The following is a 23,781-nucleotide window of genomic DNA, read 5'->3' as shown; positions in this document are numbered from 1 at the left end:
GTCAGCCTTCGGTCAGGTCATCCAGAATCCCGCTGCGCCCGGCCAACGCCGCGGCGGCAATCCGGTTGCTGACCCCCAGCTTGTTCAACAGCGAGGCCACCATGCGTTTGGCGGTGCGCTCCGAGACCACCATGCGGGTCGCGATGTCGACGGTCTCCATTCCCGTCGACAGCAGGGACCACAGTTTGAGCTCGGCCGGCGTCAACGAGGTCAGCACGTCGCCCGGCGGCTTACGCGTGCCGGACAGCAGCGCGTCGAGCAGCACCGGATCCACCACGCGCAGTCCTGCGGCGATCGTCGTCAACGGCCCGACCAGTGCTTCGGGCCGCACGGTCTTCGACAGGAATCCGTCGGCACCCGCCCGCAGCGCGTCCTCGGCCAGTTCCATGTCGCCAGTGCCGGACAACGCCAGGATGCGCGTGCGCGGATGACGCGCCTTCAGATGCCGGATCGCCGCGACACCGCCCAGTGGGGGCATCGACAGGTCGACGATCGCCAGGTCCGCATCGCACGAGATGGCCAGTTCAGCGGCCTCCTCGACGAACGTCGTCCGGCCACCGATCACGAACTGTTCACCCCAGTCGCGGGTCAGAAGCAGTTCCAGCCCCTCGGCGAAGAGTTCGTGATCATCGATGATCACGACGACCTGAGGCTGGCGTCCGGGCTTGGGGGTCACCCGCCGGATCGTAGTGCGCGCAACACGGATCGTCGCCGAGATCCCCGACTGCGGGTCTAGGGTCGGCCCGTGAAGAGCTCGCATCGACTCCGGTCGCTCGTGGTGCCCACCGGCGACAACTACGGCATGGCCCGAGTTGTGGTGGCCGTGCGCGCGGCGGTGGTGCTGTCGATCGTCGTGCTGGCACTGCTCGGTCCGGAATGGATGCGTGCTCATCCGGTGGCCCTGACCGTCGTCCTGGGCGGAGCCCTGGCCTGGGCGGCCGTGCTCATGACGTATCCGCGCTACGAGGTGCGCCGCACTCGCTACGCCTGGCTGGTCACGGTGGTGGACGCGACGTTCACATTGACGCTGATCGGTCTGACCGGGGGCGCGGCCAGTCCGGTGGTCTCGGTGCTGGCCATGGTCGTGATCGCCTCGGCGGCTCGGCTCACCTTCGTCGAATGTCTCACTCTGGCAGCCCTTCTCGGCGTCAGCTACCTCGGCGTGGTGCTGATCTGGGAACCCGCGGACGCCGCCACCCTGGCCCCGCTGGCCCAGGGACTGTGGTGGGCGATCTTCACGGTGTTCGTCGCGGTGCTCAGCGGCGGCCTGGCGGTCCTGATCGAACGTGAACACCGCTTCCGGGTGGACGCGCTGGTGGAGGCCGAAGCCGAGCACGCCGCGGCCGAGGAGGAACGCGATCTGCGCGCCCGGCTGCTGCGGTCCTACGAGGCACAACAGGAGGGCCTGCAGGTTCTGCTGCACGAGTTCCGCACGCCCGTGGCCTCGCTCGACGCGCTGGTCGACGCGCTGACCGACGGATCGGGAATGACGGACACCGCTCGTGACGCCGCGATCCAACTCGCGGGGCGGCACAGCAGGCACCTGGCCGACATGCTCGACGCCCTCTCTGACGTGAATCTGAGCCGGCGGCCCGCGTTCTCGACCGGGCGGGTGCGCCGCGTCGACATCGCGGATCTGGTGAGCGAAGCCGGGCATGCGGTGAACCTGGCTGCGCCGCGCCTGCAGGTGTCGACGCAGGGGGACGTCTCGAACGTCCAGGTCGACGCGCAGGGTCTGCGACGCGTGCTGACCAATCTGCTGGAGAACGCCGCGCGACACGGTCGGGATCGTCCGATCGACGTCGTCTGCGAACGCCTCGACGAACACCACCTGCGGGTCGCGGTCCTCGACCGTGGCCCGGGGGTGCCGGAATCCGCCCTCGGGGAGTTGACCGGAAAGTTCGTCAGCCTGTCCGACCGGCGCGGCACCGCGGGCCTGGGGTTATGGATCGTGCAGCAGATCATCGACGCCCTCGGCGGCACGCTGCAGTTCTCCGCGCGCGACGAGGGTGGTCTCGCGGCCACATTCACCGTCCCGATCGGCTGACCCGCGGGCTCGGCAGGGTGGCCCGCGTGGGCCGCGAGTTGGCCCGTACGTCGGGTCTAAATCAGGGCGAGGTGTCCAAGACTGGCTCCCGACCCGCTGCGTGACCTGGAACACACAGCGAGGGACGAGCCAGCGAAAGGACGTTGCTTTGACCGCCGTCTTCCCCGCCACCACCCACGGCGACATCGACCTGAGCGCGCGGGAGTTCTGGGCTCAACCGCCCGACGCGCGCGACGCAGCCTTCGCGGTGCTGCGGCGCGAGAACCCCGTGGCGTGGAGCCGGCCCGCCGACTCCGATCTGCTGCCGCCGGAGCAGAACCTCAAGGGGTTCTGGTCGCTGACCAAGCATGAGGACATCCGGATGGCCAGCAGGCACACCGAGGTGTTCTCGTCGGCGCAGGGCATCACAATGGAGGACTTCCCGCTCGAGATGATCTCGATCGCCCAGTCCTTCATCGCCATGGACGCGCCGCGGCACACCCAGTTGCGCGGCATCACGCTCGATGCGTTCAAGCCGCGCAACATGCGCCGACTGCAGGACTGGATCCAGGGCCACGCCCGCGACCTGATCTCGGAGATGGCACATCTGGGCGAAGGCGACTTCGTCGAACTGGTCTCGGTGAAACTGCCGGGTCGCATCTTCGGCAGCTTCTTCGGCCTGCCCGAGGGTGAGGTCCACGAGAAGACCATTAACGCCGCGCAGCGCCTGCTGGGCTGGACCGACCCCGAGGTCTGCGGTGATAAGAGTGCGCTGGAACTGTTCGCCGGGGCCGTCTTTGATCTGCACGAGACCGCCGCGCTGCTGATCCCCGAGCGCCGGGCCAACCCCGGCGACGACCTGCTGACCTGGATGGTCCAGGCCGAGTTCGACGGCGAGAAGATGTCCGACGACGAGTTGAAGGCCTTCTTCGTGCTTCTGGCGGTGGCGGCCAACGACACCACGCGGCACGCGTCCGCGCAGGCCATCCACGCGTTCTCGAAGTTCCCCGATCAGCGTGACCTGCTGGTGGCCGACGTCCCCGGCCGAGTCGACTCCGCCGTCGAGGAGGCGCTGCGCTGGGGGTCGCCGCTGCTGCACATGCGCCGCACGGCGATCGAGGACTTCACGCTGCGGGGCAAGGAGATCAAGGCCGGCGACAAGGTCGTGCTGTGGTACAACTCCGCCAACCGCGACGAGGACGTGTTCGACGACCCCTTCACGTTCAACATCCTGCGTAACCCCAACCCGCACTTGGCCTTCGGTGGCGGCGGGCCGCACTTCTGTCTGGGTGCGGCACTCGCGCGCACGATGCTGCGCTCGCTTCTGACCGAGGTGTACACCCGGATCCCGGACATCAACGCCCCCGAGCCCCACTTCCAGGTGGCCAACTTCATCAACGGCATCAACAGCCTGCCCGCCACGTGGACGCCTGAGCGTCGCTGAGAGTTTCGAGAGGAGACACATCATGAAGACCAAAGCCGCAGTTCTGTGGGGTCTGCACCAGAAGTGGGAGGTCGAGGAACTCGAACTCGACGCGCCCCGCGCGCAGGAGGTCCTGGTCAAGCTGACCGCCAGCGGCCTGTGCCATTCCGACGACCACCTGGTCACCGGGGACATGCCGATGAACCTGCCCGTCGTGGGCGGGCACGAGGGTGCCGGTGTGGTCGCCGAAGTGGGCCCCGGGGTGACCGAGGTCGAGGTCGGCGATCATGTGGTGCTGAGCTTCATCCCAGCCTGCGGGCGCTGCACCGAATGTGCGCGCGGACGCAGCAACCTGTGCGTGTACGGCGCCGCGATCGTCGCGGGACCCCAGTTGGACGGCACGTTCCGTTTCCATGGACGCGGGCAGGACATCGGTCAGATGTGCGTGCTGGGCACGTTCTCGGAGTACACCGTCGTGCCGATCGCCTCGGTGGTCAAGGTGGACAAGGACATTCCGCTCGACAAGGCCGCACTCGTCGGCTGCGGCGTCACCACCGGCTATGGCGCCGCGGTGCGCACCGGTGAGGCCAGCGACGGCGACACGGTCGTGGTGATGGGTGTCGGCGGCCTCGGCATCAACGCCGTCCAGGGCGCCAAGCTCGCCGGCGCGCGCAACGTGATCGCCCTCGATCCGGTCGACTATAAGCGGGAGCGGTCCTTCGAGTTCGGTGCCACGCACGCCGCCGCGACCGTCGAGGAGGCGCAGGCACTGATCACCGACCTCACCCGGGGCACCATGGCCGACGTCTGCGTGGTGACCACCTCCAGCGCCGAGGGCGCCTATGTGGCCCAGGGCCTGAGCCTGGTCGGCAAGCGCGGTCGTGTCGTGATGACCGCGATCCCGCACCCCACCGACACCGTGGTCGACATGTCGCTGTTCGATCTGACGCTGTACGAGAAGCAGGTCAGGGGTTGCCTTTTCGGGTCGTCGAACCCGCGCCTGGACATCCCCCGGATGCTCGAACTGTACGGTTCCGGCCGCATCAAGCTCGACGAACTGATCACCCGCGAGTACACGCTCGAGGAGATCAACCAGGGCTATGAGGACATGCACAACGGTCGCAACCTGCGCGGGCTGATTCGGTTCTGACCATGGACGACTGGCGGACCTTCGAGTTCTACCTGCCGAGCACCCTGTCACCGACAGAAGCGACGAGTGAGCTTCGCCGCCGGGTGCTGATCGCCGCCGCCGACGGTGGCGAGTTCGTCCGGCAGTTCCGAATCGCAGACCGCGAGAGGCACGCCAAGGGGTGGATTCGCTGGACCGCAGGCTATCTGCCGGGTCCGCCACGGATCGGCCGCTTCCAGCGCGCCACCGCCGAGGCATGACTTGACGGGGTGGGTGCCCCCCATCCACCCCGTCATCTCGGCCCCACCCTCTCCCCGACCGTCTCCCCGACCAGAAGGACGTCATGTATCCGGGCACTCACGCCGAACAGGCCCCCGACCGCCCCGCAGTGATCGTCGCCGAGACGGGCGAGGTGATGAATTACCTTCGACTCGACGAGGATTCGGCCGCCTTGGCGCGCGTGCTGCACGACGCCGGACTGCGTCGTGGTGACGTCGTCGCGCTGTTGTCCGACAATCGGCCGGAAGCGCTCGTGACGCTGTGGGCCGCGCTGCGCTCGGGGTTGTACATCACCGCGATCAACCATCACCTGACCGCGGATGAGGCGGGCTACATCGCGCGGGACTCCGGCGCGAAGGCGTTGGTCGCCTCAGCGTCCCTGCGCGACCTGGCCCCCTCTGTCCTCGGGCCTTCGCTGCGGTTGGCGTTCGGCGGTGCGGTCGACGGGTACGCGTCCTTTGAAGAGGCGTTGGCCGGAGCGGGGCCGCGACTCACCGCAGAACCGAGCGGGGCGGTCATGCTGTACTCGTCGGGAACGACGGGTTTCCCCAAAGGTATTCGACCCGAACTGCCCGATCGCAGCGTCGAGGAACCGGGCGATCCGATCGTCGCGATCGCCAGCGCGCGGTACGGAATCAGCTCAGACGACATGTACCTGTCGTCGGCCCCGATCTATCACGCCGCGCCACTGCGCTGGTGTGCGATGGTCCAGGCTCTGGGCGGAACCGTGGTGTTGGCGGAGCGATTCGACGCCGAGGCGACCCTGCGGCACATCGAGCGTTACCGCGTGACGGTCACACAGATGGTCCCGACGATGTTCGTGCGGATGCTCAAACTCGATCCGGAAGTCCGCACCGCGCACGATCTTTCCAGCCTGCGCACGGTCATCCATGCGGCCGCCCCGTGCCCCGTGGACGTCAAGCAGGCGATGATCGACTGGCTGGGCCCCATCGTCTACGAGTACTACTCCTCCACCGAGGCACACGGCATGACGTTCATCGACACCGCCGAGTGGCTCGCACATCCCGGTTCGGTGGGGCGCAGCGCTCTTGGAGTGCTGCACATCTGTGACGACGACGGTGCCGAACTCCCCGCGGGCACCGTCGGCACGGTGTACTTCGAGCGCGACGCCCTGCCGTTCCGGTACCACAACGACGCCGAGACGACCGCTGCCGCACAGCATCCCGAACATCCGACGTGGACCACGGTTGGAGACCTGGGCTACGTCGACGACTCCGGTTACCTGTACCTGGCGGACCGCAAGTCGTTCATGATCATCTCCGGCGGGGTGAACATCTACCCGCAGGAGATCGAGAACACCCTGACGCTGCACCCCGCGGTGTTCGACGTCGCGGTGATCGGCGTACCCGATCCCGAGATGGGTGAGCAGGTCAAGGCCGTCGTGCAGTTGATGCCGGGTCTGCCCGGCTCCGATGAACTGGCCCGCGATCTCATCGAGTACACCCGCGACCGCATCGCACACTACAAGGCCCCGCGCACAGTCGATTTCGTCGATGACCTACCGCGCACACCGACCGGTAAGCTGGTCAAGGGCAAGCTCCGCGAGCGCTACCTTTCTTCGCCGAGCGCCCGTGTTGGTACAGAAAATCCCGGCGTGTCGCGTACCGATGCGGACGCTCACAGAGACGTGATGACGTCATGACCGCCGGACTCATCTGGGTTCTGCTGGTCTTCAGCCCCGTGTTCTACCACGCAGGGCGCGCCGCCTCCGGCGCACTCGCCCGTGGCGCGAGAAGCGTGGCACCGCAGCGCAGTATTACGAAGGTCCGTGACAGCGCCGGCGTGGTACCGGCCGCCGCCGGCGCCACCGCTACCAGCTGAAGACGACTCCTCGCCGATTCTGGTTCTGCGGCATCACCTGACCCACGTGGGGGGCCCGGGTCTGTGGCACCGCCTTGATCGACACGCTGCCGTTGGTCTCGCACCGGACGTGACTGCCTGCGTCCTGACAGGTCGGCCGAGCACCGGCCACCGGAGCCGAGATCACCGCCGCCACGGCCACACCGACGAACACCAGTGCACCAGTTCGCTGAAATGTCATTCGGCTCTGCCCTCGCCTCGCGTTTGTGTCATGTGGGCCGGTCTGCTCACGGGCAGGCCGATGCCAGGATCCGGGCTGCCGGGTCAAGCGGCACGCCGGCCATCTCGGCATGCCGGAAGGCGTCATCGCGGGCGGCTTCGACGGTGGGCCCAGCCCCGCCGGCCACAATGCCGGAGCCGTCATCGGCGCCGACGGAAACCACGCAGAGATTGTCGTTGGTCACCTCGTCGCGGCTGCATTCCACGGCCCCCGCCCGCTCGCACGCCGCGATGACGGCCGCCGAGGCGGCCGCGTTGTCGACGCCGGTTGCGGTGTACCCGACCAGGGTTCCGTCGAGCAGTCCCGAACCGACCGCCTGAGAGATGTTCTCGTCCCCCTCGATCACACCACTGGGTCCACCAGCCCAGGCCGAGGCTGCCCACACCACCGAGGCGAGCACGCCCGCGGCGAGCACCGCCGAAAATGTCCGAATGCGTGCCATCCCGCTCCTCACGTGGTGCCGATTAGCGGAAGGATAGACCCACACCACCCGCGGCGGGGGATGTTGTCGGCACAGGGTTGTGGCGACAGTATCAGGAGGTCGAGTACATGGCGTGGCCCCACTCTGATCTTCACACGGGTTTGGTCAACCGCCCACGCCCGCGAGGTCGGCCGCCGAGCAGCACGCGACGAATGCCTCAAGCAGTCGACGCGACGAGTTCTCCACGCTCCAGTTCACCTCGGGGTGCCACTGCACCGCGAGGAACGGTCGCTCGGTGGACTCGTAGGCCTCGATCAGCCCGTCGGTGGCACGCGCGGCCACGACGAATCCGTCAGCGAGATCGCGGATGCCCTGGTGGTGCTGGCTGTTGACCGCCACCACGCCCTCCGTGGCCATCCACTCGGCCAGCCGGGAGCCCGCGGTCACCTCGACGTCGTGGGCCATCTCCATGAGATGGTCCTCGCCCGGCCGATGCACGATGGCCGAGCCCTGATCGCGGACCAGATCGGCGTAGAGCGTGCCGCCCCGCTGTGCGTTCACCAGTTGTGCACCACGGCAGATCGCCAAGGTGGGGAGACCGCGCCGCCACGCGGCCTCGAACGCCGCGACCTCGTTGGCGTCGCGGGTCGGATTCACCCCGCCTACCGTCGGGTCCTGGGGGTCGCCGCCGTATCGTGCCGGATCGACATCGCCACCCCCGCTGATGATCAGCCCGTCGACCTGATTCATCAACACATCCAGATCGACTGTGGCCGTGGCACACTCCACGGCCATCGCGACGGCACCGCACTCCTGAAGGCCGTCGAACATCCGCCGCCAGTGCAACATCCAGGAGAACTCCGAGGTGTTGACCGTGACGGCGATAATCGGCTTCGCAGACAATGTCTTCCTATCTCAAGACAGGCGCACGGCAATCCGGCGCAGAACTTTGGTGGCCAGGATGTAGGACGTGGCACCGAACGGCCACTGTGAAACCACGCGGCCGGTGCCGGCCTGGAAGTAGTTGCGGGTTCGCGACCACACCGTCTTGGCCAACCGCGCCTGGATCCAGTCGTTGTAGATCACGAACGCCGACCGTCGCACCTCGATGGTGCTGCGGCGCTGCTTGGCCGCCCGCCCAATCAGACTCGCGACGAACCCGGCCTGCGCCTCGTAGAAGGACACCAGCGGAATCGCGTTCGTGTTGGGGCCGTACATGATGAAGAAGTTCGGGAACCCCGGCACCATCATTCCGAGGAAGGCCTCGGGCTCGCCTTTCCATTCGGAGTGCAGGTCCACTCCGCCGCGGCCATGGACCCGATAGTTGCCCAGGTAGTTGGCCGCGTCGAAGCCGGTGGCGAGCACGATCATGTCGAGGTCGTGCTCGTCACCATTGGCGTCGATGGCTCCGGTGCGGGTCAGCCCCTTGACCGCCTGCGGCACAAGAGTCACCTTGGGGCTCAGCAGCGACCGGTAGTAGGTGTCGCTGACCACCGTGCGCCGGCCTTCGTACGGGAACGACGGGGTGGCCAGTTTGAGCAGATCGGGCCGTGATCCCAATTCCTGCTGCAGGAAGGCCTCCGATGCCCTTCGCTTCCGCTTGTTGGTCATACCGGTGGACCGTGCATGACTGGAGCGGTACTGACGCACGTCGTAGTTCAGGTACAGCCGCAGGCGCCGGTATGCGTACACCGGCGAGAACTGGTTGAGGCGACGTTCGGCTGGCGTGAAGTCCCGACTCTCTTTGGGCAGCAACCAGTTCGGCTCGATCTGGAAGATCTTCACGTCCTTGCCGACCCGCTCGGCCTCAGTGACGATCTGCACCGCCGACGATCCGGTGCCCACCACGCCGACCGACTTGCCGGTCATATCGGCGCCCTCGGGCCAGCGTGAGGTGTGGCAGACGACGCCCTCGAAGTCGTGCTCCTCGCGCGCGAAAGGCGGCAGCAGCGGGGTGTTGAGGAAGCCGACGGCGCTGATCACCGCGGTGAACCTGCCGTGGTCGGCCCCCGTCGAGGTGGTCAGGGTGTAGGTGTGATCGGAGTCCGACCACGTGACGTCCTCGACCTTCTCGTTGAACAGAATGCGCCGCGGCAGATCCCATTTACGCGCCACGTGGTTGAGATAGCCGAGCAGTTCCTGCCATCCGGCGTGGGTGCGGGTCCAGTCGTAGCGTTCGAAGGAGAACGAGTAGATGTGCGACTCCAGGTCGACCTCCGCGCCGGGGTAGCGGTTGTAGAACCACGTGCCACCCAGTTCCGGGGCCTGTTCGAAGATCGTGAAGTCCTCGATGCCCTTCTTTCGAAGCGCGATCGCGGCGGCAATGCCGCTGAACCCAGACCCGATGATCGCAACTCGGGGTGTGGCAGCACCTGCAGGTGCGTTCATCCTTGTCTCCTGTTCGTGAGGGGAATGGGCGGTCCGCGATGCCGTCGCCCGAACGTGAATGCGCTTAAAGCACTATAGGCTCATTATTTAGACCAATTGTGGAGTTGTCAACCGCCCAAGCGCCGCGCTCAGGACACTTCGGTGCCTACTTGATCTGATTGCTCCAGCCGCCGTCGACCACGAGATCGGTCGCGGTGATGAACGACGCCTCCGGCGAGAGCAGGAACGCAATCGCACTGGCGATGTCCTCCGGTAAACCAAGACGGCGCAACGGCGTTCGCTGCTCCATGTTGGTCCGGCGTTCCGGCTTCTCGACGTAGAGATAGTCGATCATCGGGGTCAGGATGGCACCCGGACACACGGTGTTGCAGCGGATGCCCTCGGGCCCCAGCTGCAGCGCCAACGCCTGGGTCAGCGACACGACCGCCGCCTTGCTCACCTGGTAGGCGTCCAACGGCGAATCCATCCCGCGCAGACCCGCCGTGCTGGCCACGTTGACGATGCTCTTGCCCGCGCCCTTGCGCAGGTGCGGCACCGCGGCCGTGGTGACCCGCCGCAGCCCATGCAGGTTGACCCCGAGCGTGATGTCCCAGATGGCCTCATCGATGTCCAACGTCGACCCGTCGCGGTCGAACAGTGCCACACCCGCCGCGTTCACCAGGTAGTCCAACCCGCCGCCGGCCAGCGGCTCGAGCAGCTGGGCAGGATCACCATTGCGCAGGTCGAATGCGATGTACTCGACGCCGGACGGAAACTCCTGCGCCGCTTCATTGAGATCGGTCGCGATGACGTGGACACCGTCTCGAGCCAGGCGGTGCACCGTCGCCGAACCGATGCCCCCGCCTGCCCCGGTGACCAGCGCGGTGCGCGTCATCGCGCCGAGGCCAATGCCTGCGCGAGCCGCTTACCGGCGAAGGTCATGGCCTCGTTGGCCGTCGGGAACACCTCGTCGAGACCGAAGAACCCGTGCACCAGGCCTGGCGTGAGATGACTTTCCACTGAGACACCGGCCTCGGCAAGGGCTTTGGCGTACAGCTCACCCTGCGGGCGGATCGGATCACACTCAGCCAGGATCACCGTCGCCTCGACCAGCCCCTTCAGGTCGGCGGCCAGGACATTGACCCGCGGATCGGAGGCGGCCTCCGGGCTGGACAGGTAGTTGTCCTGGTGCCACTGCAGTTCGTCGCGTTCGAGCATCACGCCGTCGTATTCGGCGTCCATCCCGCGCGTCAGATCCGTGGTGGTCACCGGGTAGACCAGAAGCTGGTGGCGCAGTGCCGGACCACCCGCGTCACGGACGTGCAGCGCCACCGCCGCTGCCAGGTTTCCACCAGCACTGTCGCCGGCGACGGCGACCCGCGTGGTGTCGACGCCGAGGCCCGCCTGCGGACTGACCGCCCATTCGAGCGCGTCGATCGCGTCGTTGACCGCGGTCGGGAATCTGGCCTCCGGCCCGCGCCGGTAACCGACGGACAGCACGGCGCTGCCAGATGCCACGGCCAGCAGGCGCGTCGCGACGTCGTGGGAGTCGATGCTGCCCAGCAGCCATCCCCCGCCGTGGTAGTAGACGGTCAACGGCAGATCCGAACCTTCGGACGGCAGGTAGAGACGGCCCGGAAGCTGCACGCCGTCACGGGTCGGGATACTGACGTCGACGGTCCGGAAGATGTCGGGTTTGGCCAACGCGCCGAAGGTGTTCTCGAAGTTCTCCCGGGCGGTCGGAACCGGCAGCAGATGCGCGTTGGGCCGGCCCGACGCCTTCGCGTCGTCCAGCATCTTCTGGGCGATGGGATCGATGGGCATGTGAGGCTTCTCCTTCTTGTGATCTGACAGGCAGCGCTACACGCGCTCGTAGTAGCGGCGCGACTCCCAGTCGGTGACCGTGTGGGAATCGAAAGCGACAAGTTCGCTCTGCGCCGACACCAGCAGATGGTCATACACCTCGTCGCCGAAGGCCGCCCGCACCATCTTGTTCTCGGCGAACAGGTCAAGCGAGCGATGCAGCGAGGTGGGCACCGTGGTGATGTTCTCTGTGGTCCAAGCGTTTCCGTTGAGAACCTCCGGCGCCTCAAGCTGCCGCTCGATGCCGTCGAGCCCGGCGGCGATGGTGGCCGCATAGGCGTAGTACGGGTTCACGTCGGCACCGGGGATCCGATTCTCCACCCGGAACGACGGGCCCGAGCCCACCAGCCGGAACGCGCACGACCGGTTGTCGTAACCGAGCGCGATCGCCGTTCCGGCGAACTGATCCGGTTGGAAACGCTTGTAGGAGTTGACCGTAGGTGCGAACAGCAGACTGATGTCGACCGCATGGGCGAGCTGTCCGGCGACAAAGGAGCCGAACTTGGCCGCCATCCGGCCTGGCTCGGACTCCGACCAGCACAACGGCGTCGACTCATCGGCCGACCACATGCTGACGTGCAGATGGCACGACGAGCCGACGTCGTCGATCTTCGGTTTCGCCATGAAGGTCGCGGTCAGGTCAGCGCGGTGCGCGAGTTGTTTGACGCCGTACTTGAACAGCACGTGCCGGTCGGCCATCGCCAAGGTGGAGCAGTAGTCGAGGGTGACCTCCTGCTGTCCCAGTCCCCATTCGGGTTTGGAGGACTCGATGGGCACGCCGAACCGCGGCATCTGATTGCGGATCTGCTCGATGAACCAGTCGTCGCGGCTGGCCTGGATCATCTGATAGTCGGACCGGTAGTCCGACAACATCTTCAGCTCTCGATAGCCCTGCTCCCAGGCCTGTCGCGGCGGCACCGCCGCCAGGTAGAACTCCAGCTCCGAGGCGAACTTGAACGCCAGGCCCTGCTGGGCTGCCCGGTCGATCTGCCTGCGGAGGATGGACCTGGGCGCCACCGGCAGCAGGGTGTCCGATCCCATCTCGTAGGTGTCGCAGATCACCAGCGCAACATGGGGTTCCCAGGGCACCCGGCGCAGTGTCGTCAGATCGGGCACCAGCCGGATGTCGGCCCAGCCGTTGGCGGCGTTGGACACCGGCAGGTCCAGCGGCGCCATCTCGAGGTCGACGGCGAAGATGAAACCGCTGGCGGCGACACCGGCGCCGCTCAAACCCAGTTCACGGAAAGCCGGGATGCTCAGGCGCTTTCCCACCAGCCGCCCGTACGGATCGGGCGCAGCGCACACCACGGTGTTGATCTCACCGGTGCGGGCGAGAGCCTCGAACTGGTCGAGGTCCAACAGGTTTGCGTCAGGTGTCGTCATTGGTGCTCCAGATGTCGAGTGAGTTCCCAACTGGTGATCGTCTTCTGCAACCACGTCTCGTAACGCTGCAGTTCGGCACGGCGAGTGGCCGCAAACGAGGCGCAGAACTGATTGCCGAGCAGTTCGGGCAGCCACACTGAGCCCTCGAACCGGCTCAGCGCCGCACCGAGGTCACCGGGCAGTGCGACCGGATCTGAATCGCCGCCCGGCAGCGCCATCCGCTCCCGGAGGCCGCGCAGGCCGGCGGCCAGCAGCGCAGCCGCGACGAGGTAGGGGTTGGCATCCGCGCCGGGGCGACGATGTTCGACGCGCGCGGACTTCCGCTCGCCGAGCAGCACGCGGGCCGCGGCGCTCCGGTTGTCGTAGCCCCAGTCCGCGACCGACGGTGTGTACATCTCGGGATCGATGCGCTTGTAGGAGTTGACATTCGGATTCATCATCAACGCCGTGTCGGGCATACCCGCCAAGAGGCCGGCCAGGTAGTGGGTGCCCACCTCCGAGAGAGCGGCGCCGGTCTCGTCGGCGAACACGTTGACCCCGTCACGAGTGAGGCTCGAATGCACGTGCCCCCCGGCGCCTGACTTGTCGGCGAAGGGTTTCGACATGAAACTGGCGTGCATTCCCCGCTCGGCGCACAGGTCGCGCAGGTACTGGCGCGCGCGGGCGGCATTGTCCGCCGCACGGATCGCGGGCGCCGGCGCGAGGGTGAACTCGAAGAATCCGGGCCCCAACTCCCCGTGGAACATCTCCACCTCAATGCCAACCTGCTGCATCCGGTTGATGAACTCTGTTGCCAGCGAATGGATTTCATTGCCACGGGTGAGGCTGTAGGCGTTCTCGGTGCGGCCGAAGGGAACGTAACCCGGCAGGGCGCCGCCCACCCCCGGGGCACCGGGGGACTCCACGAACAGCCACATCTCGTATTCGAAGCCCAGCACCGGCTGCAGACCCAGCTCGGCGTAACCCTGGTTCAACGATCCCAGGACGGCACGCGGTGAGAGCTCCAGCGGCCGACCGTCGGCGCCGATCAGTTCGGCGATCACCGCATCGGTGCCCGGCCGCCACGGCAGCTCGATGCGGGTCGACTCGTCGGGCACCAGCGGTGCATCGGGATAGCCGTTGGCGGCGTTGCTGAACGGCGTGTCGGTGACGTCGTCGATCACCGACAGGCCGTAGAGGATGGTGCAGAACGAGAGAGCCGAACCGCCGCGGGTCTTGCCGGCCCGCGCGAGCTTGCCGCGCAGCCCCAAGTCGTAGTCGACGACTTCAAGCTGCGTCGTGGCCACGGTGTCAGTCATGTTCCAGCTCCTTTCGTGGACTCGGTCGCCGGGCGGGGTCGCGGCCGACCCGGCGATAGACGGAATCAGGCACGTCGGCGGGGTCGTGGTAGACCCACCAGGTGCACGACGTAGTGGTGGCTTCGGGCCCCCATGTCGGTGGGTCGATCACCCGCGTCGGGTAGCCCAGCCGGTCGATCGGCATGACCTCGTTGAGCTGGCAGCAGTGCACGCAGTAGGAGCAGATGCCGACGGTGTTCCAGGCCCAGTCGTGTGCCTGTGTGGTGACCGCGAAACCGAACGGAGCCCCAGACCGCGGGCGGCCGTCGGTGATCGCGGGATCCACCGAACGCCCACCCGACCCGCACGGGGCGAACCGGAAGCCGGTCCGGTGCGGTTCTTCGACCAACTCGATGTCGCCCTGCCGTCCGGTCCCGGCCAGATGGGCGTGGAAACCGTCGACAATGGCGATCATCAACTGATGCGCCGACTGCTCCCACGGCTGGTTGTCCAGCGCGTACCGCCGCTCGTGGATGTCGTACCAGTCCCCCATCAGGAAGTCCCACAGCTCGCCGAGGGCCGACTCCCCGACCAGCCTGACGGCGATGTCGATCATCCCGGCGACTCGGTCGACAGCACGGTCGTGAATGCCCTGCCACACGTGCCGCGCAGCCTCGATGCCCTCCGCCGCCGCCGGATCCTGCTCGCGACACAGCCGCGCGGCCACCGCGACCGCGGCGGTGTACCGCGGCCATTCACTCACGATGCCGTTCATTGCGGGCGCGCCGATCAGATCGCCGAGTCGGCGCACTGCGTCCTCGACGTCCACCTCGGACGCGCCGCGGTCCCGGACCCACTGCAGCGTCGCGGTGGGCCAGCGGTCGTAGACGTCGCGCAGTTCGTCGGCCTCGAGCACCGACACCTCGACGAGCCGCGCCGCTGCCTCCCACTCGGCCGCGTGCACCCTGTCGATCGCGGTCCGGAACGTGCCGCGGGCGAGTTCTTCCCAGCTGCCCTGGCGCGCATCGCGCCCCAGCGACGGTTCATAGGCCACCACCGGCGGCACCGAGGCGGTCATGAGAGCTGGAAGCCTCCGTCGACCCGCAGGTCAGCACCGGTGATGTAGCTGGCCTGGTCGCTGAGCAGGAACGCCACGGCGTTCGCGATCTCATCGGCGGTGGCGAACCGCCCGGCGGGCACTCGCGGCGCCAGGGAGGGCGGCAGGCTGCTGGTGTCGCCGTGAGCCGCGGCCATGGCGGTGGCCACGAACCCGGGTGAGACGCTGTTGACCCGCACCCCGTCGGCCGACAGGGCCCGTGCCGCACTCTGGGTGAGCATCCGCAGACCGGCCTTCGACGCCGCGTACTGCGGAGTCGGGTCGGGGTCGGTCAGCGCCACCACCCGGGTGGCCTCGATCGAAGCGATGTTGACCACCGCCGCCGCCGGGGAGCGGCGCAGCGAGGGCGTCAACGCGTCGAGCACGTTGTACGCGCCGACCAGGTTGATGTCCAGGCACCGCAGCCACTGTTCGCGGGTCACCCCGCCGAAACCGGTGGTCTCGATGATCCCGGCGCAGTTCACCACGTAGCCGACGTTGTCCACCGCGATTCCGGCCGCCGCGAGCCGACCGGTCAGGTCGGTGTCGCGAACATCGGCCGCGCAGCAGACCTGCGTGTCCGCGCCGAACTGCGGGTCTGGTTCCGGTTCGCGGACGTCAAGCCGGATGGTGCGCACACCCGAACGCATCAGCGTGCGCGCGGTGGCCGCGCCGATACCGGAAGCCGCGCCGGTGACGACGGCGTCGCCCCCGCTGAACGTCAACGCGAGGGTCTTGGCAGGTGGTGCGGAGGTCATGCCGGCCCGTACCTACGCTCGTGCTCAGCCATGGCGTCAGCGAAGCACTCCCGCGGTGCACGAATGACACCGGCTCCGATCTGGCCGCCGTCGCGGCCCGCGAGTCCGACGTCCATCACGGGCAGGACGCCGGTCTGCAGAACCTTGCGGGCGTCGATGCCGGTGGGCGTGCCGCGGAACGCGAACAGCGGGATGCGGTACGTGCTGTTCTCACCGTAGGTGATGGCATACATCTCTTGATTCCGCTCGATCATCACCTCGGGGGAACCGCCCTGGTACTCCTGCAGTGACAGCGCGCAGGCCTGGGCGAATCCGCCCAGGCCGATGGTCTCGGTGATCGGGGACTCACCGCCCATCCAGGTGATCTCATCCTCGGTGTGGCCGGCGAACAGCTTGCCCTGGTGGATCGGTGGCGGCCCCTCGAACCAGGTGTCGCCGAGACCCGCCAGCTTGATCGCGAAGCCGCGGCAGCTGAAGGCCATCGCCGAGACCAGGGTGGACCCCGGCACGACCATTGCGTCGGCCGACGCCTTCGCGGCGGCCATCGAGAGCCGCAGGAAGAAGTAGTCGTTCTCGGCCAGGTGCAGGATGGTCTCCCGGACGCCGGGGACCTTGTCGTCGACCATGTCCAGGATCGCGGGCATGATCTCGCGGTTGAACAGGATCGAGGCGGCCGCGTTGCGGCTGTGCACCTCGTCGCCCATCCGGAGTGCGCGGGCAATCAGCGGCTTGAGCGCGATGCCGCCCTGACGGCGGATCGCCTCCCCCACCACCGGCGCGAGCACGTTGTTCACATGCAGCAGGCGGTCGCGGACACCGTCGTCGTAGCAGCCGTAGTTGAGCCGTCGCGGTTCCTTGCCCTCGTAGAAATTGCAGAAGCCGCGGTTGCCGTGCGCGCGGTTCTCGACGACGAAGACCGGCATTGACGCCGTGTAGATTCCGGCCAGGGATCCGACCGCCGAGTAGTCGTGGCAGGCGCCGACCTCAATGCGTCCCGACTCGAAGCCTTCGATCGCCTCCTCCCGGGTCTGCGCCAGCCCCTCGAACAGCGCGCCGCCGATGAGCGCTTCGCGCTGCCCACCGGTGTAGTCCGACCACGGCATCGGCGCACCCGACGTCAGGACGAGGTTGTCGCGGTAGCCGGGCAGCACATCGCGGGCCGGCGCGACGTCGACGACCCACGGATCGGCCTCGTTGAGTCGCGCGAACGCGGTGGCGTTCGCCGCCTCGACGGACGTGGGGTTCTCAATGGTGGCGGTCACCAGGCGACCACCCCTCCGTCGACCAGCAGCGTCTGCGCGGTGATGAACGAGGCCCGCGGCGAGATCAGGAACTCGACGGCCTCGGCGACCTCTTCGGGCTCACCGATGCGCTTGAGCATCGCGTAGCTGGCGCTGACCTCCTCGCCGCCGGACACCCGCGCCATCGAAGGGCTCATCGGGGCCCGGATGACGCCGGGGGCGACGTTGTTGACCCGAATCCCGCGGGGCGCGAGTTCCTCTGCGACATAACGGGTGTAGGCGGCAATGCCGGCCTTGGTGGCGCCGTAGACCGAGGCGCCCCGGAACCGGCCGAAGTGTCCGGTCAGGCTGCCGATGTTGACGATCGCGCTGCCCTCGGTGAGCAGTGGCGCCACCTCGTCGGTGACCCGGGCCATGCCGGCGATGTTCACCTGGAACATCAGCTCCAGCTTCGCCTCATCCAACTCGCCCAGGAATGAATCCCGCAGGATGCCTGCGCAGTTCACCAGTCCGTAGAGCGTCTCACCTGGATCGACGACGGATGCAACTGCCGCCGAAACACTTTCACGGTCACTCACGTCCATCGTCACAGCCAGGGCGCCGGTCAACCCTGCGGCGTCGACGTCCAGCGCGTCGATCGCCGGCTTGAGGTCGGCCGCGATGGCGACATAGCCGCTCTCCATGAGACGCCTGCAGATCGCCTGGCCGATGACGCCCGCACCGCCGGTAACGATGACTTTGTTTCCCACCGCCATACCCCTTCTGGTTCATATCTCACTTGTGAAGTGACATCAGTCTCACCCATAAAGACCTATTGGTCAAGTTTTTAGGTCTTTTAGCACTTGACGCATCCGGGCACCCGCGTGGTACCACCGCTATGGCCCAATGGCCGGGACATACTCACATTGACCGCCTCGTGGGTTACCCTTCGACAAACGGAAGGGGTTTCTCCATGTCGGATGTGCACGCTTCGGCGCTGAGTCCCGTCCGACAGATCCCTGCCCACGAGCTCGTGGTCGACCAGATGCGCCTCGCCCTCGAACTCGGGCAGTTCCGTCCGGGCGACAGGCTTCCCACCGAGCGCGAGCTGGCCGAAATACTGGACGTGTCGAGGACCACCGTCCGCGCGGCGGTTGCAGTGCTGGAGCGCGAAGGCCTCATCGCGGTGCGTCGAGGCCGCGGCGGAGGTTTCACTGTGCAGGCCCCGGTGTACGACGCGGCCGAGATGCGCCGGGAGTTCCGGCGCAACAAGCGCGCCATCCGCGATGCGTTCGATTATCGGATCATCGTCGAGACCGGAGCCACGCGACTGGCCGCGGGCCGTCGCCGCGCCGCCGACCTCAACGAGCTGCACAAACTTCTGCGTGGGATGGACACCGCACTGCACACCGCGCTGGCCGAGCAGTCTGCGCAGCACACCAACGACTTCCAGACCCTGGACTCGGCGTTCCATCTCGGAATCGCGCAGGCCGCGCAGAACGACAGGCTGCTCGACGCGGTCGCCGATGCGCGCAGGCGAATGTGGCTGCCGGTGGGTGCGATTTTCGGCCGCCTCGAGCCCAACGCCAACGACTACCACGAGGCCATCCTCGAGGCCATCGAGAACCGTGAACCCGAGCTCGCTGCGGCCCGCATGGAGGAGCACATCAACGACACCCGCCAGACCATCGAGGCCTGGCTCAAGCGCTGATACCGCAGGGGCCCGGGGTTCACTGCGACTCCGGGAACTCCGGCAGAGTCTGGCCGCCGTCGACTATCAGGGTCTGGCCGGTGACAAACCCCGCCTCCTCACTCGCGAAGTACATTGCGGCGGCGGCGATGTCCGCCGGAGATCCCAGCCTGCGCTGCGGTATGCACGCGATCATGCTTGCGATGGCGTCCGCACCCAGGCCGTCGAGCCCCTCGGTGCGGATGCTGCCGGGCAGCACCGCGTTGATCGTGATCCCGTCCCGGGCGAACTCCAGTGCGGCGCTTCGGACGAACCCCAGCTGCGCAGCCTTGCTCGCCGCGTAATGGCTGAGGCCGGGGTAACCGGTCACCGGTCCCGTGATCGACGACGTCACGACGACACGTCCCCGCCCGGACTCCCGCAACGCGGGCCGGCAGGCCTGCGCACTGAAGATCGTGCCGCCGACGTTGACGGCGAGGATCGAGGTGACGTCGTCCGCAGTGAGGTCGTCGATCAGAGCCTCGGGATAGATTCCCGCGTTGGCACACAGGACATCCAGCCCGCCAAGACGCTGCTGACACTCCTGCGCCATCCGATCACAGGCGGCTCGATCCGCGACATCGGCGACGATGGTCTCCACCTGCCGGCCCGGTGCGGACAGGGTCTCCGCGGCCGCCGCCAGTGTCGCGCGGTTGCGTCCCGCGATCGCCACGGCGGCGCCCGCCTCGAGGAACGTCTCGGCGATGCCCAGGCCAATGCCCTGGCTCCCACCGGTCACGAGAACCCTCATCGTCGACCAGTCAGTCATCTCTCCCACACCCGTTCTTGTCGTCTCGTGTCTTGACGGGGCATGCCCGGCCTGGCTCGCGGGGGGGGATGAGCCAAGCCGGGCATGCAGATTCAGGTGGCTAGTCAGCCGAACCGGCAGGTCCATCGTCGAAGACGGTGCTGCCGATCCGCTCGTACAGATCCGGCCTGGCCTTGCGCCAATACAGCGCCAGCGCAATGGAACCGAGCAGAAGCCCGACCAACAGGTACGGAATCATCTTGAAGAACAGCGTGTCAGACGCGGCCCCGGCAGCGGCCTCCATGTTGGTCGCCATCAGGTAGATGACGTACAGCATGCCCGCGGCGCCGATGAGGGGGCACAGTATCGTTCGCCACCAGCTCGCGGTCTCCGGATGCTCCTTCTTCACGTGGAAGTAGACGATGGTCGCCACCGAGCACAGCACCTGCACCACCAGCAGGCACAGCGTGGCCAGGATTGCGACGAGCACGAACAGATCCGCGTAGGGATCCGAGCCCGTGACCGAGCACACCACCAGCAGGAGAGCGGCGAACCCGGTCTGCACCAGCGAGGCGATCCACGGCGAGGAGTGCTTGGGATGCGCCGTACCGAGGCGCCGGGGCAGCAGGCCGTCACGGCCAAAGGCGAACAGATAACGCGCCGCCGAGTTGTGGATCGCCAGGGCACAGGCGAAGGACCCGCCGAGCACCAGCCACTCGAACACGGTAACCGCCCAGGGGCCGAGGTACTCCGCTGTGGGCACGTAGATGAGGTCGAACGGGTTTGCACCCGAAGCTAATTCGACAGCCCTGTCGGGCCCGTTACCCACGATCACACCCCACGCCACGAACGTGTAGAAGGCGCCGATTCCGATCACCGCGATCAGGGTGGCCAGTGGGACGATCTTCTTGGGGTTCTTGGACTCCTCGCCGTAGATCGCGGTCGATTCAAATCCCACCCAGGACCAGAAGGCCATCAGCAGTCCCAGGCCGACCACGCCACCCGCAACTCCGTTGGTGCTCAACGCCGTAACGGGATTGAGCGAGGTGAAGCTCATGCCATCTGGGTGATTGATCAATCCCGCGACCGACGTGAGGGTCAGCATCAGGATCTCGGCGACCAGCACGACACCGAGGACCTTGGCCGCCACCGAGATGTCGAAGTGTGACAGCGCGGCGATGGCCACCAGTCCGATCACCGCGTAGACCTCCCACGGCAGATCGACACCGAACTGGGAGCTCAACGCCTGGTCGGCAAATGCCGAGAAGATGCCGATCAGACCGGCTTCCATCGTCATATAGGTGAAGGCAGGAAGGACGCCGGAGGGCAGACCGGGAATCTTGGACCAGCCCCGCGAGACGAAGGTGTAGAACGCACCCGCGGCCGTGATGTGCCGGGCCAGCGCGACGAAGCCGACGGAGAACACCGTGAGCACGATCGTGGCGATGATGAACCCGGCGGGTGCGCCCAGACCGTTGCCGAATCCCACGGCGACCGGGAGATTGCCGGTCATGGCGGTGATGGGCGCGGAGAACGCGACGACCATGAAGACGACTCCGACGAGTCCGATCGCGCCGCGCTTCAGTGTGGGCCCGTTCTGGCTGCCCGGCGAGGACGCCGCGTCAACCTTGGGCATGGGTTCAACGGCCATGCATAGCCTCCCTTTCATCGTGAGCTGGAGTGAGACTAGGGCCACAAAGAACTAAAAACAAGACCTATAGACCATTTACTTCTGGTGTGTGACATGGTGTTAACAAGCCACATCAGAGAACCCCAAGCCGATTCGCGCAAAAGACCTATAGAACGATCCTTAAGGAACTAAACTGCGCGCCCAAGATGCAACGAAGGGCCGTGTCTGTACGGGTGACACGGAGTGTCGCCGTACAGACACGGCCCTTCGTTGGAAAAAGGGATGAAAAAGGGATTAGGTGACGAGCGCGACCGAGTTGGCCCGGCGCAGCTTGCCCGACGGCGTCTTCGGAATGGTGCCGGGGCCCAGCACAACCACGTTGCGGGGACGCACGTCGACCTCGGCGACCACCTCGTGGGCAACCTGATGCTCGATCCGGCGCACCTCGGCGGGATCCTGGTAGGCGTTGGACTCCACGGCCACCGCGAACGTCTCGCGCGAATGCCCGGCATCGAGGCGCACCGCCACGGCGCAACCGGGGCGCACGCCCTCGACGCGGCCCGCTGCGCGCTCGATGTCGGTCGGGTAGATGTTGCGACCCGCCATGATGATGACGTCCTTGACGCGACCGCACACCACGATGTGCCCGTTCTCCATGGTGTAGCCCAGGTCGCCGGTGTCGTACCACCCGTGCTCATCCTGGGCCGGGATGAAGCCGCCCATGGTGGTGTGGCCGGGGGTCATCGCGTCGCCACGCAGTTCGATCACGCCGACGGCACGCGCCGGACGAACATTTCCGTGCTCGTCGACGATGCGGGCCTCGATGCCCTCGAGCAGCGGGCCCAGCGAGGCCAGACGCCTGGTGTTGCCCTTGGTGGCCGGAACGGCCTGACGCAGGGCGGCCAGCAGGTCGGCATCGACCTCGTCGACCACCAAGCCCGCGTTGCACTCCGAGAACGACACCGCCAGCGTGGCCTCGGCCATGCCGTAGGCGGGCAGGATGGCCGACGGCTTGAGTCCGAACGGCTTGCCGGCGTCGATGAGGTCCTCGACGTCGGCCGGTTCGACGGGCTCAGCGCCAGACAGCGCGAACCGGAGCGTCGAGAGGTCGAACTGCCCGGGCTCGGCCTGCTTGCGCAGACGCTTGGCGAACAGCGCGTACGCGAAGTTCGGGGCCGCCGTCATGGTGCCCTTGTACTTGTCGATCAGCTTGGCCCACAGCAGGGTGTCGCGCAGGAAGTCCATCGGCGTGACCTTGACCAGCTCCGCACCGAAGTACATCGGAACGGTCAGGAAGCCGATCATGCCCATGTCGTGGAAGCAGGGCAGCCAGCTGACCATGACGTCGTTGTCGACGTTGTACTCGGCGCCGATGAACATCGCCTCGGCGTTGGAGTGCAGGTTGCGGTGCGTGATGTGGACGGCCTTGGGCGACCCGGTCGAACCGGAGGTCAGCTGCATGAGCGCCAGATCGTCCTCGTCGGTCTCGACGGGGTCGACGGGGTCGGAGGACAGCAGATCGGCGACCGTGAGGACCGTGAGGCCCTTCTCCTCGAGCACGGGCGCGGCGGCCATGAACGGATCGGAGATGACCACGGCCTTGGCCTCGACCATGTCGACGACGTTCATGGTGTCCTCGGCCCACATCACCAGATCGGTGCGCGGCGTCGGCTGATGAAGCATGGTCAGGCTCGCCCCGCGCATCCACAGGCCCTGCGCAGTGGGGGCGATCTCGACGGGCGCACCCGCGAGCACACCGACCGCGTCGCCGTGTCCGACACCGGCGGCCGCCAGGCCTCCGGCGATACGGCGGGCGCGCTCGTGCACTTCACCCCAGGTGTGCCGAACCGGCTCGTGGGGTTCGCCGGTGACCATGCCTTTAGTGCTGGTCTTGGCGTTGTAGTACATCTTGTCGGTGAATCTGCTCACGAGGACCTCCTCGGCTGCGGGAGCAATTCCATGGTCCGCCCGTCGACGGGCGCCACGAAGGAGGCACACCCACACAATTGGGCGGCAGTTAAATCTCGAAACGGTGGAGTACGGCGGGCACGCTGAACACCACCGGTGGCCCCGGCAGGCGAAACCTCAGCGGCTACAGATCGAGCGGTACCCATCACCGCCGATCATCTTAAACAACTCTTAAGTAACCGGCCAAACTTTGCAGTTCGGTGAGACATATCCCACTGATCACCCTCCCCCCGAAACGGGCGCGACCTGTTGCGATCGGGATCTCCGAGTGTGCAGCCTACGGGTGACGAACGTGGCCGTCGGCACCAATAAGCTGCACATTCGGCGGCTCAAGCAGCCCTTCTGGCCTCAGGCCAACGGCCA

At 66.9% G+C, this 23,781-nt stretch carries 22 protein-coding genes; 6 read left to right on the top strand and 16 right to left on the bottom strand.

Annotated elements, in window-relative coordinates:
- Window position 1: 1 nt before the first annotated feature.
- Window positions 2-640 (bottom strand): response regulator, encoded by a 639-nt coding sequence (locus G6N34_RS03055; RefSeq protein ID WP_085155415.1) that lies wholly within the window; start codon window positions 638-640, stop codon window positions 2-4.
- 105 nt (window positions 641-745) lie between these two features.
- Between G6N34_RS03055 and G6N34_RS03050 the strand changes: the two genes are divergently transcribed.
- The 5 genes from G6N34_RS03050 to G6N34_RS03030 all read left to right on the top strand — a co-directional run bounded on the left by G6N34_RS03050 (window position 746) and on the right by G6N34_RS03030 (window position 6,520).
- On the top strand, window positions 746-2,047 hold the full coding sequence (locus tag G6N34_RS03050; RefSeq protein ID WP_109788637.1) for a sensor histidine kinase: 1,302 nt from the start codon (window positions 746-748) through the stop codon (window positions 2,045-2,047).
- Between the two features lie 148 nt (window positions 2,048-2,195).
- Complete coding sequence (locus G6N34_RS03045) at window positions 2,196-3,470, top strand: cytochrome P450 (RefSeq protein WP_085155015.1); 1,275 nt, start codon at window positions 2,196-2,198, stop codon at window positions 3,468-3,470.
- Window positions 3,471-3,492: 22 nt separating this feature from the next.
- Complete coding sequence (locus G6N34_RS03040; RefSeq protein WP_085155017.1) at window positions 3,493-4,599, top strand: NDMA-dependent alcohol dehydrogenase; 1,107 nt, start codon at window positions 3,493-3,495, stop codon at window positions 4,597-4,599.
- Between the two features lie 2 nt (window positions 4,600-4,601).
- On the top strand, window positions 4,602-4,838 hold the full coding sequence (locus G6N34_RS03035) for a hypothetical protein (protein WP_085155019.1): 237 nt from the start codon (window positions 4,602-4,604) through the stop codon (window positions 4,836-4,838).
- Window positions 4,839-4,921: 83 nt separating this feature from the next.
- Window positions 4,922-6,520, top strand: coding sequence for an AMP-binding protein (locus tag G6N34_RS03030; protein WP_085155021.1), 1,599 nt, complete (start codon window positions 4,922-4,924; stop codon window positions 6,518-6,520).
- 168 nt (window positions 6,521-6,688) lie between these two features.
- Here G6N34_RS03030 and G6N34_RS03025 read toward each other — a convergent pair whose 3' ends face one another.
- The 12 genes from G6N34_RS03025 to G6N34_RS02970 all read right to left on the bottom strand — a co-directional run bounded on the left by G6N34_RS03025 (window position 6,689) and on the right by G6N34_RS02970 (window position 18,113).
- Window positions 6,689-6,919 (bottom strand): hypothetical protein, encoded by a 231-nt coding sequence (locus G6N34_RS03025; protein WP_085155025.1) that lies wholly within the window; start codon window positions 6,917-6,919, stop codon window positions 6,689-6,691.
- 46 nt (window positions 6,920-6,965) lie between these two features.
- Window positions 6,966-7,400 carry a hypothetical protein gene (locus tag G6N34_RS03020; RefSeq protein WP_085155026.1) on the bottom strand — a complete coding sequence of 145 codons (435 nt, stop codon included), beginning with the start codon at window positions 7,398-7,400 and terminating at the stop codon, window positions 6,966-6,968.
- Window positions 7,401-7,544: 144 nt separating this feature from the next.
- Entirely contained in the window at window positions 7,545-8,282 is a 738-nt protein-coding gene (locus tag G6N34_RS03015) for a gamma-glutamyl-gamma-aminobutyrate hydrolase family protein (protein WP_085155028.1), read from the bottom strand.
- A 12-nt stretch (window positions 8,283-8,294) separates the two neighbouring features.
- Window positions 8,295-9,767: a flavin-containing monooxygenase gene (locus G6N34_RS03010; protein WP_085155030.1), complete on the bottom strand. Its 1,473-nt coding sequence runs from the start codon at window positions 9,765-9,767 to the stop codon at window positions 8,295-8,297.
- 145 nt (window positions 9,768-9,912) lie between these two features.
- Entirely contained in the window at window positions 9,913-10,641 is a 729-nt protein-coding gene (locus tag G6N34_RS03005) for an SDR family NAD(P)-dependent oxidoreductase (protein WP_085155032.1), read from the bottom strand.
- Complete coding sequence (locus tag G6N34_RS03000) at window positions 10,638-11,570, bottom strand: alpha/beta hydrolase (RefSeq protein WP_085155034.1); 933 nt, start codon at window positions 11,568-11,570, stop codon at window positions 10,638-10,640. The genes G6N34_RS03005 and G6N34_RS03000 overlap by 4 nt, the downstream gene beginning before the upstream one ends.
- A 36-nt stretch (window positions 11,571-11,606) precedes the next feature.
- Window positions 11,607-12,992 carry a glutamine synthetase family protein gene (locus tag G6N34_RS02995; RefSeq protein WP_085155036.1) on the bottom strand — a complete coding sequence of 462 codons (1,386 nt, stop codon included), beginning with the start codon at window positions 12,990-12,992 and terminating at the stop codon, window positions 11,607-11,609.
- Window positions 12,989-14,290, bottom strand: coding sequence for a type I glutamate--ammonia ligase (locus G6N34_RS02990; protein WP_085155038.1), 1,302 nt, complete (start codon window positions 14,288-14,290; stop codon window positions 12,989-12,991). The genes G6N34_RS02995 and G6N34_RS02990 overlap by 4 nt, the downstream gene beginning before the upstream one ends.
- Entirely contained in the window at window positions 14,283-15,347 is a 1,065-nt protein-coding gene (locus G6N34_RS02985) for a hypothetical protein (protein ID WP_085155040.1), read from the bottom strand. The genes G6N34_RS02990 and G6N34_RS02985 overlap by 8 nt, the downstream gene beginning before the upstream one ends.
- Window positions 15,344-16,123 (bottom strand): SDR family NAD(P)-dependent oxidoreductase, encoded by a 780-nt coding sequence (locus G6N34_RS02980; RefSeq protein ID WP_085155042.1) that lies wholly within the window; start codon window positions 16,121-16,123, stop codon window positions 15,344-15,346. Before G6N34_RS02980 ends, G6N34_RS02985 begins: the two co-directional genes overlap by 4 nt.
- Window positions 16,120-17,385 carry a YlbE family protein gene (locus tag G6N34_RS02975; protein ID WP_234813057.1) on the bottom strand — a complete coding sequence of 422 codons (1,266 nt, stop codon included), beginning with the start codon at window positions 17,383-17,385 and terminating at the stop codon, window positions 16,120-16,122. The genes G6N34_RS02980 and G6N34_RS02975 overlap by 4 nt, the downstream gene beginning before the upstream one ends.
- Window positions 17,382-18,113, bottom strand: coding sequence for an SDR family NAD(P)-dependent oxidoreductase (locus tag G6N34_RS02970; protein WP_179965719.1), 732 nt, complete (start codon window positions 18,111-18,113; stop codon window positions 17,382-17,384). Before G6N34_RS02970 ends, G6N34_RS02975 begins: the two co-directional genes overlap by 4 nt.
- Window positions 18,114-18,316: 203 nt before the next feature.
- Here G6N34_RS02970 and G6N34_RS02965 point away from each other — a divergent pair, with 203 nt between their 5' ends.
- Window positions 18,317-19,054: a FadR/GntR family transcriptional regulator gene (locus G6N34_RS02965; protein WP_085155047.1), complete on the top strand. Its 738-nt coding sequence runs from the start codon at window positions 18,317-18,319 to the stop codon at window positions 19,052-19,054.
- A gap of 19 nt (window positions 19,055-19,073) precedes the next feature.
- On the opposite strand, the gene fabG is transcribed toward G6N34_RS02965, so the two are convergent.
- The 3 genes from fabG to G6N34_RS02950 all read right to left on the bottom strand — a co-directional run bounded on the left by fabG (window position 19,074) and on the right by G6N34_RS02950 (window position 23,379).
- Complete coding sequence (gene fabG / locus G6N34_RS02960; RefSeq protein ID WP_085155049.1) at window positions 19,074-19,841, bottom strand: 3-oxoacyl-ACP reductase FabG; 768 nt, start codon at window positions 19,839-19,841, stop codon at window positions 19,074-19,076.
- A 100-nt stretch (window positions 19,842-19,941) separates the two neighbouring features.
- Window positions 19,942-21,471: an APC family permease gene (locus G6N34_RS02955; RefSeq protein ID WP_085155051.1), complete on the bottom strand. Its 1,530-nt coding sequence runs from the start codon at window positions 21,469-21,471 to the stop codon at window positions 19,942-19,944.
- 273 nt (window positions 21,472-21,744) lie between these two features.
- Window positions 21,745-23,379, bottom strand: coding sequence for a fatty acyl-AMP ligase (locus tag G6N34_RS02950; protein ID WP_085155053.1), 1,635 nt, complete (start codon window positions 23,377-23,379; stop codon window positions 21,745-21,747).
- Window positions 23,380-23,781 lie beyond the last annotated feature (402 nt).

Origin of the sequence: Mycolicibacterium confluentis (assembly GCF_010729895.1) — a bacterium.
GTDB classification, from domain to species: Bacteria; Actinomycetota; Actinomycetes; order Mycobacteriales; family Mycobacteriaceae; genus Mycobacterium; species Mycobacterium confluentis.
The sequence above is the reverse complement of the archived record's forward strand: the minus strand, read 5'-3'. Positions and strand labels throughout refer to the sequence as shown.

Coding starts and splice junctions, on each gene's coding strand:
- G6N34_RS03040 (WP_085155017.1), top strand. CDS start 3,493: ATGAAGACCAAAGCCGCAGTTCTGTGGGGTCTGCACCAGAAGTGGGAG.
- G6N34_RS03035 (WP_085155019.1), top strand. CDS start 4,602: ATGGACGACTGGCGGACCTTCGAGTTCTACCTGCCGAGCACCCTGTCA.
- G6N34_RS03030 (WP_085155021.1), top strand. CDS start 4,922: ATGTATCCGGGCACTCACGCCGAACAGGCCCCCGACCGCCCCGCAGTG.
- G6N34_RS03025 (WP_085155025.1), bottom strand. CDS start 6,919: ATGACATTTCAGCGAACTGGTGCACTGGTGTTCGTCGGTGTGGCCGTG.
- G6N34_RS03020 (WP_085155026.1), bottom strand. CDS start 7,400: ATGGCACGCATTCGGACATTTTCGGCGGTGCTCGCCGCGGGCGTGCTC.
- G6N34_RS03010 (WP_085155030.1), bottom strand. CDS start 9,767: ATGAACGCACCTGCAGGTGCTGCCACACCCCGAGTTGCGATCATCGGG.
- G6N34_RS03005 (WP_085155032.1), bottom strand. CDS start 10,641: ATGACGCGCACCGCGCTGGTCACCGGGGCAGGCGGGGGCATCGGTTCG.
- G6N34_RS03000 (WP_085155034.1), bottom strand. CDS start 11,570: ATGCCCATCGATCCCATCGCCCAGAAGATGCTGGACGACGCGAAGGCG.
- G6N34_RS02995 (WP_085155036.1), bottom strand. CDS start 12,992: ATGACGACACCTGACGCAAACCTGTTGGACCTCGACCAGTTCGAGGCT.
- G6N34_RS02990 (WP_085155038.1), bottom strand. CDS start 14,290: ATGACTGACACCGTGGCCACGACGCAGCTTGAAGTCGTCGACTACGAC.
- G6N34_RS02985 (WP_085155040.1), bottom strand. CDS start 15,347: ATGACCGCCTCGGTGCCGCCGGTGGTGGCCTATGAACCGTCGCTGGGG.
- G6N34_RS02980 (WP_085155042.1), bottom strand. CDS start 16,123: ATGACCTCCGCACCACCTGCCAAGACCCTCGCGTTGACGTTCAGCGGG.
- G6N34_RS02965 (WP_085155047.1), top strand. CDS start 18,317: ATGTCGGATGTGCACGCTTCGGCGCTGAGTCCCGTCCGACAGATCCCT.
- fabG (WP_085155049.1), bottom strand. CDS start 19,841: ATGACTGACTGGTCGACGATGAGGGTTCTCGTGACCGGTGGGAGCCAG.
- G6N34_RS02955 (WP_085155051.1), bottom strand. CDS start 21,471: ATGGCCGTTGAACCCATGCCCAAGGTTGACGCGGCGTCCTCGCCGGGC.